Below are 16,490 nucleotides of genomic sequence, written 5' to 3' on the forward strand. Positions count from 1 at the left end.
CAATTACTATAGCACAAAGCAAGCCTAAAATCAAGCAAAAACTTTTGATACCCCATCTTATAAATTGCTAAAATCATATAACTGTGGGTAGTGGTCACACTCTGGATTTTTAGGATGGCAAATGGCTCTTCCAAAATAAATCATGGCCTGGTGGGCTGCTAACCACTGCTCCGGTGGCAAGATATCCATGACACGTTTTTCCACCTCAAGCGGTGTCGCTGATTTTTTGACAATATCGTGGTGTTTGCAAATACGCTCCACATGAGTATCCACTGCAAAGGCTGGAATCCCAAACCCCACACTCATGACAACATTGGCTGTCTTGCGACCAACACCTGCCAAACTCTCCAATTCTTCACGAGTCTGAGGCACTTGACCATCAAAATCATCTAGTAACTGTTGGGCACATTTTTTAAGGAATTTAGCCTTATTTCGATACAGTCCCAGGCGAGAAATGTGTGAAGCAATCTCACCCTCTGTCGCAACAGACATGGCTTGTGGCGTTGGAAAGGTAGCAAAGAGAGCTGGTGTGGCCTTATTTACCGCTGCATCTGTTGTCTGAGCTGACAACATGACCGCAACTAGTAGTTCAAAATGATTGGTAAAATCAAGACTGGGCTTGGCATCTGGAAAAAGAGCAATAATTTCTTCTAGCACCTTTCGTGCGCGTTTTTTTGACAAGACCATTATTCGTCTCCATCAAATAGTCCTTGTAGGCCAGCAAAAGGACTGTTTTCTTCTTTCTTAACCGCTTGTTGGGCTTGGTATTCTTCTTCTGTCATGATTTGCCAGTCATTTCCTGACACAAATCCTTGACCAGCCTCTTCTTCAGCCGTCAAAACCTTGATAGGAATGTTCAACAGGATATTGTCTGCTACGCTCTCAGCAAGGTCAAGTTCTCCATTTTCGATAGGCAGGACTAAATCATCGTCTAAAACTTCTTGATCTAGCTGGTTGGTTGCGCCTTCCATAAAAACTTCCGTTACTGGATAAGATTCAACTAACTCAACTGGCTCCATACTGCGACTTGAGGCAAGAACAATGGTGTAAGACAACTGATAATCTAAGAAATACATACGGTCTTCGTACTGTACTTTCCCCACAGCATGGATACCTTTTACATCTAAAATTTCTTGATTGCGTGCACGCAGGTCTGTGGCTAGGTCTAAGGTTTGTTCAAAATGCAAGCCTTCAGACTGCTTACGAATTTCTTGAATATTTAATTTCATACTTCCTCCATAAAGATTTACTCTCTTGATTATACCATGAAAAGCCTACAAATCAGCCCACCAAACTTTGTAATTAAATTTCGATTTTTAACATATTTACTATGACGTTTTTGTTTTTTAGTGCTATACTATAGGCAATAATACATCAGAGCAAGGAGGATGCTCACATGGAAGACAAAGAACTCATTACTAATGCAACCCAACTCCTATCCGAGTTAAATAAAAATTTCCAAAGCTGCAAACAGGGTAGGGCAGATGATATTCGACTACAAGAGCTGCTAAATACTACTATAAAAGAGCTTAAAAAAGCGGAAAAGTTGGACAACAGTATCTTAATAGACCTTGAGAAATTTTACCAACGTACCAGTCTTCTGATTGGACTGGGTAGTCTAAAACTAAACGATCAAGCACGCATTGCTTGGCGCAACTATGACAAGTTCCATTACGAGCATGTCAAACACGTACTGACTCTTTATGGACCTGTTTTTGGATTTTAGAGATTAGAATTTCCAGTTTTTTGTTGACAAAATTTCCTAAAAGGTATAGGATAAAGGTACTAATACTCGGAGGTAAGGGAGACATGAACAACTAAGTCTATCAAATAAAGAACTTTATTTAGTAGATCTTGTTTTTGTCTCTTTTTGTGTGCTCTTTTATGCTCTTTTTCTGGCATTTTATACTCAATGAAAATCAAAAAGCAAACTAGGAAGCTAGCCGCAGGTTGCTCAAAACACTGTTTTGAGGTTGTAGATAAGACTGACGAAGTCAGTCACATATATACGGTAAGGCGACGCTGACGTGGTTTGAAGAGATTTTCGAAGAGTATTAATAGAGTTTTTTGACATAGACTTTGGGCTCTACTAGGTAAAGTAGAGCTTTTTGTTATGCACTATGGACATTCTAGAAAGGGCAATCATATGATAAAAATCAATCACCTGATCATCACACAAAACAAAGATTTACGAGACCTTGTCTCTGACTTAAACATGACCATCCAAGAAGGAGAAAAGGTAGCTATTATTGGCGAAGAAGGAAATGGCAAATCAACCTTGCTTAAAACTTTAATGGGGAAAGCTTTGCCTGATTTCACTATCAGGGGTGTCATCCAGTCTGATTATCAATCACTGGCCTACATTCCTCAAAAACTCCCCGAAGAGCTGAAAAAGAAAACTCTACACGACTACTTCTTTTTAGATTCTATTGATTTAGACTACAGTATCCTCTATCGTTTGGCTGAGGAATTGCATTTTGATAGCAATCGATTCGCTAGCGACCAAAAGATTGGCAGTCTATCAGGGGGCGAAGCTTTGAAAATTCAGCTCATCCATGAGTTATCCAAACCCTTTGAGATTCTATTTTTAGATGAACCTTCAAATGACCTAGACCTTGAAACAGTTGATTGGCTAAAAAGTCAGATTCGAAAGATTCGGCAAACTGTTATTTTCATTTCCCATGATGAGGACTTTCTTTCTGAAACGGCAGACACTATTGTTCACTTGCGACTGGTCAAGCACCGTAAAGAAGCGGAAACCCTAGTAGAACATTTAGATTATGATAGCTATAGCGACCAGAGAAAGGCTAATTTTATTAAACAAAGCCAGCAAGCTGCTAACGACCAAAGAGCCTACAATAAAACCATGGAAAAACATCGACGAGTCAAGCAAAATGTAGAAACTGCGCTTCGAGCTACCAAAGACAGTACTGCCGGTCGCCTATTGGCTAAAAAGATGAAAAATGTTCTCTCTCAAGAAAAACGCTATGAAAGAGTAGCTCAGTCCATGACTAAAAAGCCACTTGAAGAAGAATACATTCAACTTTTTTTCTCAGACATCCAACCATTACCGGCTTCTAAAGTCTTAATCCAATTGGAAAAAGAAAATTTATCCATTGACGACCGAGTTTTGTCTCAGGAACTACAACTAACTGTCCGTGGGCAAGAAAAAATCGGTATCATCGGTCAAAATGGTGTTGGTAAATCAACTCTGTTAACCAAGTTAAAGCAACTTTTTAATGATAAAAGAGAGATTTCCCTTGGTTTTATGCCACAAGATTACCAGCAAAAACTGCAATTGGATTTATCACCAATCGCCTATCTCATCAAAACTGGTGAAAAAGAGGAACTGCAGAAAATCCAATCTCACTTAGCCAGTCTCAATTTCAGTTATCCAGAAATGCACCACCAAATTCGCTCCTTATCTGGCGGACAACAAGGTAAACTCCTGCTTTTGGATTTAGTCTTGTGCAACCCAAACTTTCTCCTTCTGGATGAACCTACACGAAACTTTTCTCCCACTTCTCAACCTGAAATAAGAAAACTCTTTGCAACCTATCCAGGCGGTATCATTACTGTTTCACATGACCGTCGTTTCTTAAAAGAGGTCTGTTCAAGCATCTATCGCTTAACAGAACACGGTTTAGAGGTAGTTAATTTAGAAGATTTATAAATTTGCAACATAGCAGATAGATGGGGTAAAAACACAATTTTAGGAGAAGAGAAAGTAAAGCTTCCCATAATAAAACGCATAATATCAAGTTTTTTCACACCTGATATTATGCGTTTTTCAGATTTTAAAGGCTTTTTCCCAGCCTTCTTTTTACATATGTTTTAAACGTTCAATCCGTTCTGAGATAGGTGGGTGGGTATAAAAGAGTTTTTGGAACCCTCCACCTTTCTTGGGATCATTGATATAAAGTGCACTGCTGGCATCATCGACAGGACGACTCATCGGTTTACTGTTGTCTAACTTGCGTAGAGCATTAATCATCCCTTGAGGATTGCGCGTCAACTCGACACTGGAAGCATCAGCTAGAAATTCCCTCTGACGAGAAATAGCTAGTTGCACCAAGGTTGCAGCGAGAGGGGCCAGCACAATAGCTAGGAGGGAAACCACGAGCATAATGATTTCTAAGCCATTTCCATCTCGGTCATCATCACTTCGTCTGCGACCTGCTCCACCCCACCACATCATACGACCTGCCATACTAGAAAGCATGGTGATAGCACTAGCAAGGGCAACAGCAATAGTCGAAATACGGATATCGTAATTACGAATATGACTAACTTCGTGCCCCATAACAGCTTCTAGCTCCTCGCGATTCATGATAGCTAGGAGACCTGACGTCGCAGCAACCGCTGCGTTTTGAGGGTTAGAACCTGTCGCAAAGGCATTTAAGGCCGGATCATCAATGATGAAAACACGGGGCATGGGAATCTGAGCGACCATAGCCATATCTTCCACTACATGGTAGAGGTCTGGTGCCGTTTGCTCATCCACCTCACGCGCTCCATTCATGGACATGACAATCTCTGTCGATTGAAAAATCATGGATAAGGCATAGATAAAGCCGATAATCAGCGCGATAACCAAACCACCAAGCCCCGAGCGCATAAAGAGGTAACCAACCGCATAGCCAACAAGAGCTAGGAGTAGGAAAAATACCAGCAACAAAATCCACGTTTTTCGTTTATTGCTTGCAATTTGATCAAACAACATCTTAGTCACCTAAACCGCTAAAATCAACTTTAGGAACTGCCTTTTCCTCTTCTGGTGTTTGAAGGAAATCTGCTGCTTTAAATCCAAACATCCCAGCGATAATATTGCTTGGGAAAGTTTCTAATTTTACATTGTAGTTGCTGACAACACTGTTGTAGAGTTGACGAGAGTAAGAAATTTTATTTTCTGTATTTGTCAACTCCTCTTGCAATTTAACAAAGTTTGCACTAGCTTTCAAATCTGGATAGCTTTCTGCAACTGCAAAAATACCTGAAACCTGACGAGTAAGTGCATCACTAGCTTTCATAGCTTCTGCTGGTGAAGTCGCTGCCGCCACTTGGTTACGTAGTTCTGCCACCTTTTCAAGGGTAGAACCTTCATATTTGGCATAACCTTTTACAGTCTCAATCAAGTTTGGCAAGAGGTCATTTCGACGTTTCAACTGAACATCAATCTGACTCCAAGCCTCCTTTGTTTGCATACGATTCTTAACCAAACCGTTATAGCTAACAATCACAAAAATCACAACAAGAGCTAAAACTCCAAGAATAATCCAAGTCATGATATAAGTCCTTTCTGCTTTTAGATTAGTACCAGTATATCAAATTTTTAATGATTGTGGTAAAATAAGATGATACTAAAGAAGGAAAAAACTATGAAACCAGAAACATTTTACAACTTGCTTACCGAGCAAAATCTTCCACTTTCGGACCAGCAAAAACACCAATTTGAACGTTATTTTGAGCTATTAGTTGAATGGAATGAAAAGATTAATCTAACAGCTATTACAGACAAGGAAGAAGTTTATCTCAAACATTTTTACGATTCTATTGCACCTATTCCGCAAGGTTTGATTCCCAATGAAACTATCAAACTGCTTGATATCGGGGCCGGGGCAGGATTTCCTAGTCTACCAATGAAAATTCTCTATCCTCAGTTAGATGTGACCATCATTGATTCGCTCAATAAGCGCATCAACTTCCTGCAACTTTTGGCTCAAGAACTAGATTTGGACGGTGTTCATTTCTACCATGGACGTGCCGAAGATTTTGCCCAAGACAAGAACTTCCGTGCCCAGTTTGATTTGGTAACTGCCCGTGCTGTAGCTCGTATGCAGGTTTTGTCTGAATTGACTATTCCCTACCTTAAAGTTGGTGGCAAACTATTGGCACTCAAGGCTAGCAATGCTCCTGAGGAATTATTAGAAGCTAAGAATGCCCTCAACCTCCTTTTTAGTAAGGTCGAAGACAATCTCAGCTACGCTCTACCTAATGGAGATTCGCGTTATATCTCAGTGGTAGAAAAGAAAAAAGAAACACCAAATAAATATCCAAGAAAGGCTGGCATGCCCAACAAACGCCCACTTTAAATTTTTTAGTAAAAAATGTTTACAAAGTTAGCCTCGCTCTTTTATTTTTAGGCTCGGGAAAAAATGATTTACAAAATCATTTTTTTCTGCTATACTATCCTAAGCAAAGGTTTTTAATGTCATCCCGTGAGGTGACGAAGACGCAGAAATACTTGAAACTCTTTAAAGTCTAGATTTTAGAGAAGTCTTACTCTGAGGGCCTATTGCTGTAAAATAATGGGCTCTTTTTTGATGCCCAAAAGTGAGGTTTATATGAAACAAGAATCAACTGTTGATTTGTTACTAGACGTTGACCAACGTCCTTCGGCTGGAAAAGGAATTCTCCTTAGTTTCCAACACGTTTTCGCCATGTTTGGGGCGACCATATTGGTACCATTGATTTTGGGAATGCCTGTATCTGTTGCTCTTTTTGCTTCAGGTGTCGGGACACTCATCTATATGATTTCAACTGGTTTTAAAGTTCCCGTTTATCTAGGTTCTTCATTTGCCTTTATCACAGCAATGTCACTGGCTATGAAAGAAATGGGTGGTGATGTATCTGCTGCTCAAACAGGGGTTATCTTGACTGGTTTAGTCTATGTCCTTGTGGCTGCAAGTGTTCGTTTTGCGGGTACAAAGTGGATTGATAAACTCTTGCCACCAATCATCATCGGACCTATGATCATCGTTATCGGTCTTGGACTTGCAGGTTCAGCAGTCACTAACGCTGGTCTTGTAGCTGATGGAAATTGGAAAAATGCTCTTGTAGCAGTTGTTACTTTCTTGATTGCTGCCTTTATCAATACAAAAGGCAAAGGCTTCCTACGAATCATTCCATTCCTCTTTGCCATTATCGGTGGTTACCTCTTCGCACTAACCCTTGGCTTGGTTGACTTTACACCAGTTCTTAAAGCCAACTGGTTCGAAATTCCTGGTTTCTACTTGCCATTTAGCACAGGTGGTGCCTTTAAAGAATACAATCTTTACTTCGGTCCAGAAACTATCGCTATCTTGCCAATCGCTATCGTAACAATCTCTGAACACATCGGAGACCATACTGTTTTGGGTCAAATCTGTGGCCGTCAATTCTTGAAAGAACCAGGTCTTCACCGTACTCTTCTTGGTGACGGTATCGCAACTTCAGTTTCTGCCTTCCTTGGTGGACCAGCCAATACAACTTATGGAGAAAATACAGGGGTTATCGGTATGACTCGTATCGCTTCTGTCTCAGTTATCCGTAACGCTGCCTTTATCGCGATTGCCCTTAGCTTCCTTGGTAAATTTACTGCCTTGATTTCAACCATTCCAAATGCTGTACTTGGTGGTATGTCAATCCTTCTCTATGGGGTCATCGCCAGCAACGGTTTGAAAGTCTTGATCAAAGAACGTGTTGACTTCAGTCAAATGCGTAACCTAATCATCGCAAGTGCTATGTTGGTACTTGGACTTGGAGGAGCTATCCTTAAACTTGGTCCAGTTACTCTTTCAGGTACTGCCCTATCAGCCATGACAGGAATCATCTTGAACTTGATCTTGCCATACGAAAATAAAGACTAATACTCTTCGAAAATCAAATTCAAACCACGTCAACGTCGCCTTGCCGTACTCAAGTACAGCCTGCGGCTAGTTTCCTAGTTTGTTCTTTGATTTTCATTGAGTATGAGAGTCTAAATACATCAAAAAACGAGCATTTCCAATTACGGAAGTGCTCATTTTTCTTCTTTCTAAAAAAGGAAAGCCCTGCGGCCTTCCTTTGTCTTACTTACGTTTCTTCTTCGCTTTTTTCATTTTGTTAGCCATGCGTTTCATGGACTGTTTCATAGCAAATTCACCAATTTTACCTTTGAGTCCGCCACCAAACATCTGGCTCATATCTGGCATTCCTGCTCCTCCGAGAGCTGACAGGTCAGGCATACCGCCTTGTCCCATCATTCCTTCAAGGGCAGACATATCCATTCCTCCCATATTTGGCATATTTTTAGGAAGGTTGTTTGGATTGATTCCCATTTGCTTCATCATTTTGTTCATATCTCCAGACATAACACCCTGCATGAGTTGTTTAGCCTGGTTAAAGTCCTTGATGAATTTATTGACTTCGACAAAGGTATTTCCAGAACCTGCAGCGATACGACGGCGACGGCTTGGATTTAACAAATCTGGATTTTCACGTTCTTCAGGTGTCATTGAAGACACAATAGCACGTTTGCGCGCAATCTGGCGTTCATCCACCTTCATGTTTTGAAGGGCTGGATTGTTAGCCATACCTGGAATCATCTTGAGCAAGTCTTCCATCGGCCCCATGTTTTGCACCTGATCCAACTGATCAATGAAATCATTGAAATCAAAGGTGTTTTCGCGCATCTTCTCAGCCATTTCAAGTGCTTTTTGCTCATCGTATTCTTGAGAAGCTTTCTCAATCAAAGTGAGCATATCCCCCATACCAAGGATACGGCTAGACATGCGATCTGGGTGGAAGGTCTCAATGTCCGTAATCTTTTCACCTGTACCAGTGAACTTGATTGGTTTTCCAGTAATGTGACGAACAGATAGAGCAGCACCACCACGAGTATCACCATCAATCTTAGTAAGGATAACCCCAGTCACTTCCAACTGAGCATTAAACTCACGCGCAACATTGGCCGCTTCTTGACCAATCATGGCATCAACCACGAGGAGAATTTCGTTTGGTTGAGCCAATGCTTTTACGTCACGAAGTTCATTCATCAAAAGCTCATCAATCTGCAAACGACCTGCCGTATCAATCAAGACATAGTCATTATGATTGGCTTGGGCTTGTTCCAAACCTTGACGAACAATCTCCACAGCTGGAACCTCTGTCCCAAGAGCGAAGACAGGCACATCAATCTGTTGTCCCAAGGTCTTAAGCTGATCAATGGCTGCTGGACGATAGATATCCGCCGCAATCATCAAAGGACGAGCATTTTCTTCCTTCTTGAGTTTGTTGGCAAGTTTACCTGCAAAAGTTGTTTTACCAGCCCCCTGCAAACCGACCATCATGATAATCGTCGGAATCTTAGGTGACTTGATAATCTCAGCCGTATCAGAACCTAAAACAGCAGTCAGTTCCTCATCAACGATTTTAATAATTTGTTGGGCAGGATTAAGGGTATCAATGACCTCGTGTCCAACTGCACGCTCACGAACCTTCTTGATAAAGTCCTTTACAACAGGTAAGGCAACGTCAGCCTCAAGCAAGGCCAAGCGAATCTCTTTGGTTGCCTCTTGAACATCAGCCTCAGAGATTTTTCCTTTTTTACGTAGATTTTTAAAGACGTTCTGCAAACGTTCTGTTAAACTTTCAAATGCCATTTTTCTTCCTCTTATTCTCTATTATCAATGCTTGTTAAAATTTCTATCTGCTCCTGCAGAAAGTCATCCTTGGGATACCGCTCCAAAATCTGATCAAAAATCTGACTGCGGACAATGTAGTCCGAGTACATGTGCAATTTCATCTCATAATCTTCCAGAATCCTTTCTGTCCGCTTGATATTATCATAGACAGCCTGACGACTGACACCAAACTCTTCAGCAATCTCAGCAAGACTGTAATCATCAGCGTAGTAGAGCTCTATATAATTCATTTGCTTATCTGTCAAAAGCGCCGCATAAAATTCAAAGAGCGCATTCATACGATTGGTTTTTTCGATTTCCATAACTTTTATTATACCAAAAATTAGCCTAATCTACCACATTAGCAGGCTAATCCGAGAAGATAGCTAGCTAAATTTGAGAAATATAAGAGCCTAGCCCCAAGTAATTTCCAATTGATAGCTGGCAAAGGGTTGTCCCTCTTGATTTTGTAGTTGATAATCTAGCTCAATCTTTTGCCCATCAACTTGATAATGAGTCGTTTGGATGATAAACTCCTGCATGCCCATAGGTGTGGGAATATAGGCTAAACTATCACTATCCTTTAAAAAGCGCATAATGGTCTTGGGATTGGAAAAACGGCTCATCACCAGTTCTTGACCATGAAATTTAATAACTACTTTTTCCTTTTCCTCATTATAGAAAAGCAGATAGCTATAATCTCCTTTTTCATGCACTTCCACGTCATAAAGCTGGTCAATCACTTCCAACTGCTCATCAAACTGAATCGTATTTCGCATCCGAATCTTCACATCAGGTCCTCTTTCTTGTCTCTTGTCCTACTATTTTACCAAAAAGAGCAGGATTTTGCTATAATGGTCATATGAACGAAAAAGTATTCCGTGACCCAGTTCACAACTACATCCATGTCAATAATCAAATCATCTATGACTTGATTAATACAAAAGAATTTCAGCGTTTGCGTCGTATCAAACAACTGGGAACTTCCAGTTATACCTTCCACGGTGGAGAACACAGTCGCTTCTCTCACTGTCTAGGCGTCTATGAAATTGCTAGAAGAATCACAGAGATTTTTGAAGAAAAATATCCTAAGGAATGGAATCCTGCTGAGTCTCTCTTGACCATGACCGCGGCTCTCCTACATGACCTTGGGCATGGTGCCTACTCCCATACTTTTGAACATCTCTTTGATACAGACCACGAAGCCATTACTCAGGAGATTATCCAAAGTCCTGAAACGGAGATTCACCAAGTCCTGCTACAAGTGGCACCAGATTTTCCAGAAAAGGTAGCCAGTGTTATCGACCATACCTATCCTAACAAGCAGGTCGTTCAACTCATTTCTAGTCAGATTGATGCAGACCGCATGGACTATCTCTTGCGCGACTCCTATTTTACAGGAGCATCCTATGGGGAATTTGACCTGACTCGAATCCTCCGAGTCATTCGCCCTGTCGAAAATGGCATCGCCTTTCAGCGCAATGGCATGCACGCCATCGAAGACTACGTCCTCAGTCGCTACCAGATGTACATGCAGGTTTATTTCCATCCTGCAACACGCGCCATGGAAGTTCTCCTACAGAATCTTCTCAAGCGCGCCAAGGAACTCTACCCTAAGGACAAGAACTTCTTTGCACGAACTTCTCCACATCTCCTGCCTTTCTTTGAAAAAAATGTGACCTTGTCTGACTATCTGGCTCTGGATGATGGTGTGATGAATACCTATTTCCAACTCTGGATGACCAGTCCTGACAAGATTCTTGCAGACCTGTCGCAACGCTTTGTCAACCGCAAGGTCTTTAAATCCATTACCTTTTCACAAGAGGACCAAGACAAACTTGCTAGCATGAGAAAATTGGTTGAGGACATCGGCTTTGATCCCGACTACTACACTGCTATTCATAAGAACTTCGACCTCCCTTATGATATCTATCGTCCCGAATCTGAAAATCCGCGGACACAGATTGAAATTTTACAAAAGAATGGAGAACTGGCCGAACTCTCTAGCCTGTCTCCTATCGTCCAATCCCTTGCTGGTAGTCGTCACGGAGATAATCGTTTCTATTTTCCGAAAGAAATGTTGGACCAAAACAGCATCTTCACAAGTATCACCCAGCAATTTTTACACTTGATTGAGAACGATCATTTTACCCCAAATAAAAACTAAAAGAGGAAATTTATGAGTATTAAACTAATCGCCGTCGATATCGACGGAACCCTAGTCAACAGCCAAAAGGAGATCACTCCTGAAGTCTTTTCTGCCATCCAAGATGCCAAAGAAGCTGGTGTCAAAGTCGTGATTGCAACTGGCCGCCCTATCGCAGGTGTTGCCAAACTTCTGGACGACTTGCAGCTGAGAGACGAGGGTGACTATGTGGTGACCTTCAATGGTGCCCTTGTCCAAGAAACTGCTACAGGACATGAGATTATCAGCGAATCCTTGACCTATGAGGATTATCTGGATATGGAATTTCTCAGTCGTAGGCTCGGTGTCCACATGCACGCTATTACCAAGGACGGCATCTACACAGCCAATCGCAATATCGGAAAATACACTGTGCACGAATCAACCCTCGTCAGCATGCCCATCTTTTACCGCACTCCTGAAGAAATGGCTGACAAGGAAATCGTCAAGTGTATGTTCATCGATGAGCCTGAGATTCTCGATGCTGCGATTGAAAAAATTCCAGCAGAATTTTACGAACGCTACTCCATCAACAAATCTGCTCCTTTCTATCTCGAACTCCTTAAAAAGAATATAGACAAGGGTTCAGCCATCACTCACCTAGCTGAAAAACTCGGATTGACCACAGATGAAACCATGGCGATCGGGGACGAAGAAAATGACCGTGCCATGCTAGAAGTCGTTGGCAATCCCGTTGTCATGGAAAATGGAAATCCAAAAATCAAAAAAATCGCCAAATACATCACCAAAACAAATGATGAATCCGGCGTTGCCCATGCCATCCGTACATGGGTATTGTAAAAGGCTATGAATAGACGAAAACCGCTCGGCTGAGCGGTTTTTGATATCTAATTAATGCCCCCTGCAGGAATCGAACCTGCAACTACTCCTTAGGAGGGAGTTGTTATATCCATTGAACTAAGGGAGCTAGATAAAAACTCTGCTGAAAAGCAGAGTTTTTTAGTCGAATTAACGACGGATTTCTTTGATACGAGCTGCCTTACCTTGAAGAGCACGCAAGTAGTACAATTTCGCACGACGTACTTTACCGTAACGAACAACTTCGATTTTTTCAACACGTGGAGTGTGGATTGGGAAGATACGCTCAACACCTACACCGTTAGAGATTTTACGAACTGTGTAGTTTTCTGAGATACCAGCACCTTTACGTGCAATAACAACACCTTCAAAAATCTGGATACGTTCACGGTTACCTTCGACAACTTTCGCGTGTACACGAACAGTGTCACCAGGACGGAATGATGGGATATCTGTACGAAGTTGACCTTCAGTCAAGCTTTGGATTAATGGATTCATTTTATTCTCCTATCTTTGTCAATCTTGAGGAATCTTCCTCAGCGGATAAACTGTATTTTTGTGCGTCCATTACACACAAGATACAGTTTACCAAATTTCCACAAAAAAGTAAAGAAATTTATAGCAGAATTCCTAAAAAAATCGCAACTAAACCACCTAGGTAGGTTAAGGCTAGGTAAGAATAAAAGACTTTCCTATCGCTCAGCAACCTTTGGAGTTCGTCATTCAAGGTAGAGAAGGTTGTCAAACCTCCACAAAATCCTGTTGCTAAAATAGCATAGACTTCCTTAGACTCTACATGATTGTAGAATAATCCAATTAAAAAACAACCCAAAAGATTGGCTATTAGCGTTCCGAGTGGCAATTTAGAAGCTTGATTATAGCGAGAAAAGAAATAACGTACTAGAGCTCCGAAGCCACAAGCAATTGCAAGATAGACGATTACCATTTCTTCCTCCCTAGAAAATAAGCCAAGAGTAGGCCTCCACCGATGCTCAAAAGCAAATACATAACTAAACTAAGATAACGCTCTGTATCCAGCAGTTTCACAGCATCAAGCATGAGACTGGAAAAGGTTGTTAAACCGCCACAAAAGCCCGTCCCCAGTGCTAAAATAACGCCTTTACTGGTTCCTTTATAGACCAGATATCCCTTGACAAGATAAACCAGGCAGAAAATTCCCAGATAGTTTACAAAGAGAGTGCCCCAAGGAAAGTCTGGACTGGCTGGTAACCAAGTGGAAACAAGGTAGCGCACAAGTCCGCCCACCATGGCAGCTAGAAAAATTCCTAGCGGATAAAATTGTTCTTTTTTCATTTGATATTTTGATCCTGATAATCACGCGAACGTTTGAGTATGTCCGAAAAAGTCGCGACAATAGTTTCCTGATAGCGCTTATCTCCTACACGACTCCTAACCTTTTCAAAAATAACTTCTTCTCTCTTGGTATCTAAAATTGGTTTACCCGAAGCTTTCTTATAAGCCACAACCCCTTCAACTAAGTGCATTCGTTCTTCTAGAAGTTTAACAATTTGATCGTCGATTTGATCAATTTCTTGACGAATAATATCTAAATCCATACAGTCTCCTCCTTTATTTGAATTATTGTATCAAAAAGCCACCAAATAGGCTAGTAAAATCCCAACTCTCGATAAGAAAAATGCACTGATTGATTGCATCAGCGCACTTTTATGCTTATCCTACTTTAGCAGCCAATTCTTCTGCGAATTGTTCTAAGCGTTCAATGTCTTCTTCCTCGGCAGAAAGATCAACTTTAACACACTCTGAACCTTTTTCTGCTCCTGTTGACACAAAGACACGGTCAAAGTCATCAACAGCCTTACAGAATTCATCGTAGAATGTATCTCCTGAGCCGACCACTCCGTAGATTTTGCCATTCAAGTTGAGATCTGCTAGGTCTTCGTAGAAGTCCATCATCTCATCTGGCAATTCTCCATCACCATAAGTATAGGTCGCAACGATAGCGATGTCTGCTTCCAAGAAGTCTGAAGCGTCAACAGTTGTACATTCATCAACATCGACATCCAAGCCCAAGTCACGTAATTTGTCTGCTACAATATCTGCAATTTCTTCGGTATTACCGGTCATACTGGCAAATACAATTTTTGCTAATGCCATATCGTCCTCCTCAATTTATCTTTCTCCATTATATCACATCTTTTTCATTTTAAAAATAAAAATTCTTGTGCTACAATGAAATGAGAAAGAATTGAGGTTATTTATGGACATTTGCCATCAAATTTTAGAAAAAATTAAAGAATACGACACGATTATCATTCACCGTCATATGAAACCAGACCCTGATGCCTTGGGAAGTCAGGTGGGATTAAAAGCTCTTCTCAAACATCATTTCCCAGAAAAAACTATCAAAGCCGTTGGTTTTGATGAACCAACTCTAACTTGGATGGCTGAGATGGATCTTGTTGAAGATAGTACCTACCAGGGAGCACTTGTCATCGTCTGTGATACAGCTAATACTGCTCGTATCGATGATAAACGCTATAGTCAAGGTGATTTTCTCATTAAAATTGACCACCATCCAAATGATGATGTATATGGTGACCTATCTTGGGTAGATACTAGTTCAAGCAGCGCTAGCGAGATGATTACTCTATTTTCAGAAACAACCCAACTGGCCTTATCAGATAGCGCTGCTGAGTTGCTCTTTGCAGGAATTGTCGGTGATACGGGTCGCTTCCTTTATCCTTCTACAACTGCACGGACTCTTCGACTGGCTGCTTATCTGAGAGAACATAACTTTGACTTTGCGTCTCTCACTCGAAAAATGGACACTATGAGCTACAAAATTGCTAAACTTCAAGGCTACATCTACGACCATCTGGAAGTGGATGAAAATGGTGCTGCTCGCGTTATCCTGAGTCAGAAAATCTTAAAACAATTCAATGTTACCGATGCTGAAACTGCAGCTATTGTCGGTGCACCTGGACGTATTGATAGTGTGGGTCTCTGGGGAATTTTTGTGGAGCAGGCTGATGGCCACTACCGTGTCCGCTTACGCAGTAAAATCCATCCTATCAATGAAATTGCCAAGGAGCATGATGGTGGAGGCCACCCCCTAGCAAGTGGTGCTAATTCCTATAGCCTAGAGGAAAACGAAATCATCTATCAAAAGTTAAAAAACTTGCTTAAAAACTGATAAAATACTTGCCAAACTTTTCATAATCTGATAGACTAGTATGGTAACAATCTATGGCTCGCAAAGAGACCATGGCAGAAAGGAAATATTGCAAAATGAAAAAAGATATCCATCCAGAATATCGCCCAGTTGTCTTCATGGACACAACTACTGGTTACCAATTCCTTAGCGGTTCAACAAAACGCTCTAACGAAACAGTTGAGTTCGAAGGCGAAACTTACCCATTGATCCGTGTGGAAATTTCATCAGACTCACACCCATTCTACACTGGACGTCAAAAGTTCACTCAAGCAGATGGACGCGTGGATCGTTTCAACAAAAAATACGGTCTCAAATAATCATAAAAAAGAACAGTTTCGACTGTTCTTTTTTGTTTCTTGAAATCAACTGCTGTTTTCATGTTCCAGACTCATACTCTTCGAAAATCTCTTCGGTAATTTAATGTTAGTGGATTTATACTAACAATAGACTTTTAACCCCAAAATTGATAAAATAGGAAAGAAAATAAGATAAAAGGAAACTGTAAATCACTATGATGAACATGCAAAACATGATGCGCCAAGCACAAAAACTTCAAAAACAAATGGAACAAAGCCAAGCTGAGCTTGCTGCTATGCAATTTGTTGGCAAATCTGCTCAAGACCTTGTTCAAGCGACCATAACAGGTGACAAAAAAGTCGTCAGCATTGACTTCAATCCAGCTGTCGTTGACCCTGAAGATCTTGAAACTCTTTCTGATATGACCGTTCAAGCTATCAATGCTGCTCTTGAACAAATCGATGAAACTACCAAGAAAAAATTAGGTGCTTTCGCTGGGAAATTGCCATTCTAAGCATAAGAAAAACAAGCATTCAAGAGAATACTTGCCTATCGTGGGAGGAACAACTGT

Annotated in this window: 21 protein-coding genes and 1 tRNA gene; 9 read left to right on the forward strand and 13 right to left on the reverse strand. The window is 41.0% G+C overall.

Annotated features, from left to right (window positions below; all coding sequences use genetic code 11):
- Window positions 1-57: 57 nt before the first annotated feature.
- The gene (gene nth / locus QP439_RS00455) at window positions 58-687 is read right to left on the reverse strand and encodes an endonuclease III (protein WP_285386868.1); all 630 of its coding nucleotides are present in this window, start codon (window positions 685-687) and stop codon (window positions 58-60) included.
- On the reverse strand, window positions 687-1,229 hold the full coding sequence (locus QP439_RS00460) for a YceD family protein (RefSeq protein WP_285386871.1): 543 nt from the start codon (window positions 1,227-1,229) through the stop codon (window positions 687-689). Before QP439_RS00460 ends, nth begins: the two co-directional genes overlap by 1 nt.
- Window positions 1,230-1,396: 167 nt before the next feature.
- Between QP439_RS00460 and QP439_RS00465 the strand changes: the two genes are divergently transcribed.
- Together QP439_RS00465 and QP439_RS00470 are read left to right on the forward strand one after the other, a co-directional pair.
- Window positions 1,397-1,726, forward strand: coding sequence for a helicase BlpT (locus QP439_RS00465; RefSeq protein ID WP_285386873.1), 330 nt, complete (start codon window positions 1,397-1,399; stop codon window positions 1,724-1,726).
- A 387-nt stretch (window positions 1,727-2,113) separates the two neighbouring features.
- On the forward strand, window positions 2,114-3,673 hold the full coding sequence (locus tag QP439_RS00470; RefSeq protein ID WP_285386876.1) for an ATP-binding cassette domain-containing protein: 1,560 nt from the start codon (window positions 2,114-2,116) through the stop codon (window positions 3,671-3,673).
- Window positions 3,674-3,823: 150 nt separating this feature from the next.
- Here QP439_RS00470 and htpX read toward each other — a convergent pair whose 3' ends face one another.
- Window positions 3,824-4,723, reverse strand: a complete 900-nt coding sequence (gene htpX / locus QP439_RS00475; RefSeq protein WP_033687100.1) for a zinc metalloprotease HtpX — start codon at window positions 4,721-4,723, stop codon at window positions 3,824-3,826.
- A 1-nt stretch (window position 4,724) separates the two neighbouring features.
- A complete protein-coding gene (locus QP439_RS00480) occupies window positions 4,725-5,285 on the reverse strand; it encodes a LemA family protein (RefSeq protein WP_000219846.1) in 561 nt (186 codons plus the stop codon).
- 93 nt (window positions 5,286-5,378) lie between these two features.
- On the opposite strand from QP439_RS00480, the gene rsmG reads away from it, so the two are divergent.
- Window positions 5,379-6,092, forward strand: coding sequence for a 16S rRNA (guanine(527)-N(7))-methyltransferase RsmG (rsmG, locus tag QP439_RS00485; protein WP_261081182.1), 714 nt, complete (start codon window positions 5,379-5,381; stop codon window positions 6,090-6,092).
- Between the two features lie 252 nt (window positions 6,093-6,344).
- Window positions 6,345-7,628 carry a uracil-xanthine permease family protein gene (locus QP439_RS00490; protein WP_185756763.1) on the forward strand — a complete coding sequence of 428 codons (1,284 nt, stop codon included), beginning with the start codon at window positions 6,345-6,347 and terminating at the stop codon, window positions 7,626-7,628.
- Between the two features lie 201 nt (window positions 7,629-7,829).
- Here QP439_RS00490 and ffh read toward each other — a convergent pair whose 3' ends face one another.
- The 3 genes from ffh to QP439_RS00505 all read right to left on the reverse strand — a co-directional run bounded on the left by ffh (window position 7,830) and on the right by QP439_RS00505 (window position 10,213).
- Window positions 7,830-9,401, reverse strand: a complete 1,572-nt coding sequence (ffh, locus tag QP439_RS00495; protein ID WP_000863612.1) for a signal recognition particle protein — start codon at window positions 9,399-9,401, stop codon at window positions 7,830-7,832.
- 11 nt (window positions 9,402-9,412) lie between these two features.
- Window positions 9,413-9,745, reverse strand: coding sequence for a putative DNA-binding protein (locus QP439_RS00500; protein ID WP_285386883.1), 333 nt, complete (start codon window positions 9,743-9,745; stop codon window positions 9,413-9,415).
- Between the two features lie 90 nt (window positions 9,746-9,835).
- A complete protein-coding gene (locus QP439_RS00505) occupies window positions 9,836-10,213 on the reverse strand; it encodes a YwiB family protein (RefSeq protein WP_000702357.1) in 378 nt (125 codons plus the stop codon).
- A 71-nt stretch (window positions 10,214-10,284) separates the two neighbouring features.
- Here QP439_RS00505 and QP439_RS00510 point away from each other — a divergent pair, with 71 nt between their 5' ends.
- Complete coding sequence (locus QP439_RS00510; RefSeq protein WP_285386886.1) at window positions 10,285-11,589, forward strand: HD domain-containing protein; 1,305 nt, start codon at window positions 10,285-10,287, stop codon at window positions 11,587-11,589.
- 12 nt (window positions 11,590-11,601) lie between these two features.
- Entirely contained in the window at window positions 11,602-12,408 is an 807-nt protein-coding gene (gene yidA, locus QP439_RS00515) for a sugar-phosphatase (protein ID WP_285386889.1), read from the forward strand.
- Between the two features lie 55 nt (window positions 12,409-12,463).
- Here yidA and QP439_RS00520 read toward each other — a convergent pair.
- From QP439_RS00520 to QP439_RS00545, 6 genes are all read right to left on the reverse strand, one after another.
- Window positions 12,464-12,535 (reverse strand) — tRNA-Arg (locus tag QP439_RS00520).
- Window positions 12,536-12,576: 41 nt separating this feature from the next.
- The gene (gene rplS, locus QP439_RS00525) at window positions 12,577-12,924 is read right to left on the reverse strand and encodes a 50S ribosomal protein L19 (RefSeq protein WP_001068669.1); all 348 of its coding nucleotides are present in this window, start codon (window positions 12,922-12,924) and stop codon (window positions 12,577-12,579) included.
- 118 nt (window positions 12,925-13,042) lie between these two features.
- Window positions 13,043-13,372 carry a fluoride efflux transporter CrcB gene (gene crcB, locus QP439_RS00530; RefSeq protein WP_261202054.1) on the reverse strand — a complete coding sequence of 110 codons (330 nt, stop codon included), beginning with the start codon at window positions 13,370-13,372 and terminating at the stop codon, window positions 13,043-13,045.
- Window positions 13,366-13,740, reverse strand: a complete 375-nt coding sequence (crcB, locus tag QP439_RS00535; RefSeq protein WP_285386905.1) for a fluoride efflux transporter CrcB — start codon at window positions 13,738-13,740, stop codon at window positions 13,366-13,368. Before crcB (QP439_RS00535) ends, crcB (QP439_RS00530) begins: the two co-directional genes overlap by 7 nt.
- Window positions 13,737-14,003: a chorismate mutase gene (locus tag QP439_RS00540; RefSeq protein ID WP_078238390.1), complete on the reverse strand. Its 267-nt coding sequence runs from the start codon at window positions 14,001-14,003 to the stop codon at window positions 13,737-13,739. Before QP439_RS00540 ends, crcB (QP439_RS00535) begins: the two co-directional genes overlap by 4 nt.
- A gap of 115 nt (window positions 14,004-14,118) precedes the next feature.
- The gene (locus QP439_RS00545) at window positions 14,119-14,562 is read right to left on the reverse strand and encodes a flavodoxin (protein WP_001162128.1); all 444 of its coding nucleotides are present in this window, start codon (window positions 14,560-14,562) and stop codon (window positions 14,119-14,121) included.
- A 103-nt stretch (window positions 14,563-14,665) separates the two neighbouring features.
- On the opposite strand from QP439_RS00545, the gene QP439_RS00550 reads away from it, so the two are divergent.
- From QP439_RS00550 to QP439_RS00560, 3 genes are all read left to right on the forward strand, one after another.
- The gene (locus QP439_RS00550) at window positions 14,666-15,601 is read left to right on the forward strand and encodes a DHH family phosphoesterase (RefSeq protein ID WP_285386916.1); all 936 of its coding nucleotides are present in this window, start codon (window positions 14,666-14,668) and stop codon (window positions 15,599-15,601) included.
- 95 nt (window positions 15,602-15,696) lie between these two features.
- Window positions 15,697-15,939, forward strand: coding sequence for a type B 50S ribosomal protein L31 (locus tag QP439_RS00555; RefSeq protein ID WP_000710764.1), 243 nt, complete (start codon window positions 15,697-15,699; stop codon window positions 15,937-15,939).
- Between the two features lie 194 nt (window positions 15,940-16,133).
- Window positions 16,134-16,433: a YbaB/EbfC family nucleoid-associated protein gene (locus tag QP439_RS00560; protein WP_285386928.1), complete on the forward strand. Its 300-nt coding sequence runs from the start codon at window positions 16,134-16,136 to the stop codon at window positions 16,431-16,433.
- Window positions 16,434-16,490 lie beyond the last annotated feature (57 nt).

It is taken from the genome of Streptococcus sp. UMB1203, assembly GCF_030217725.1.
In the GTDB taxonomy this organism is placed as follows: domain Bacteria; phylum Bacillota; class Bacilli; order Lactobacillales; family Streptococcaceae; genus Streptococcus.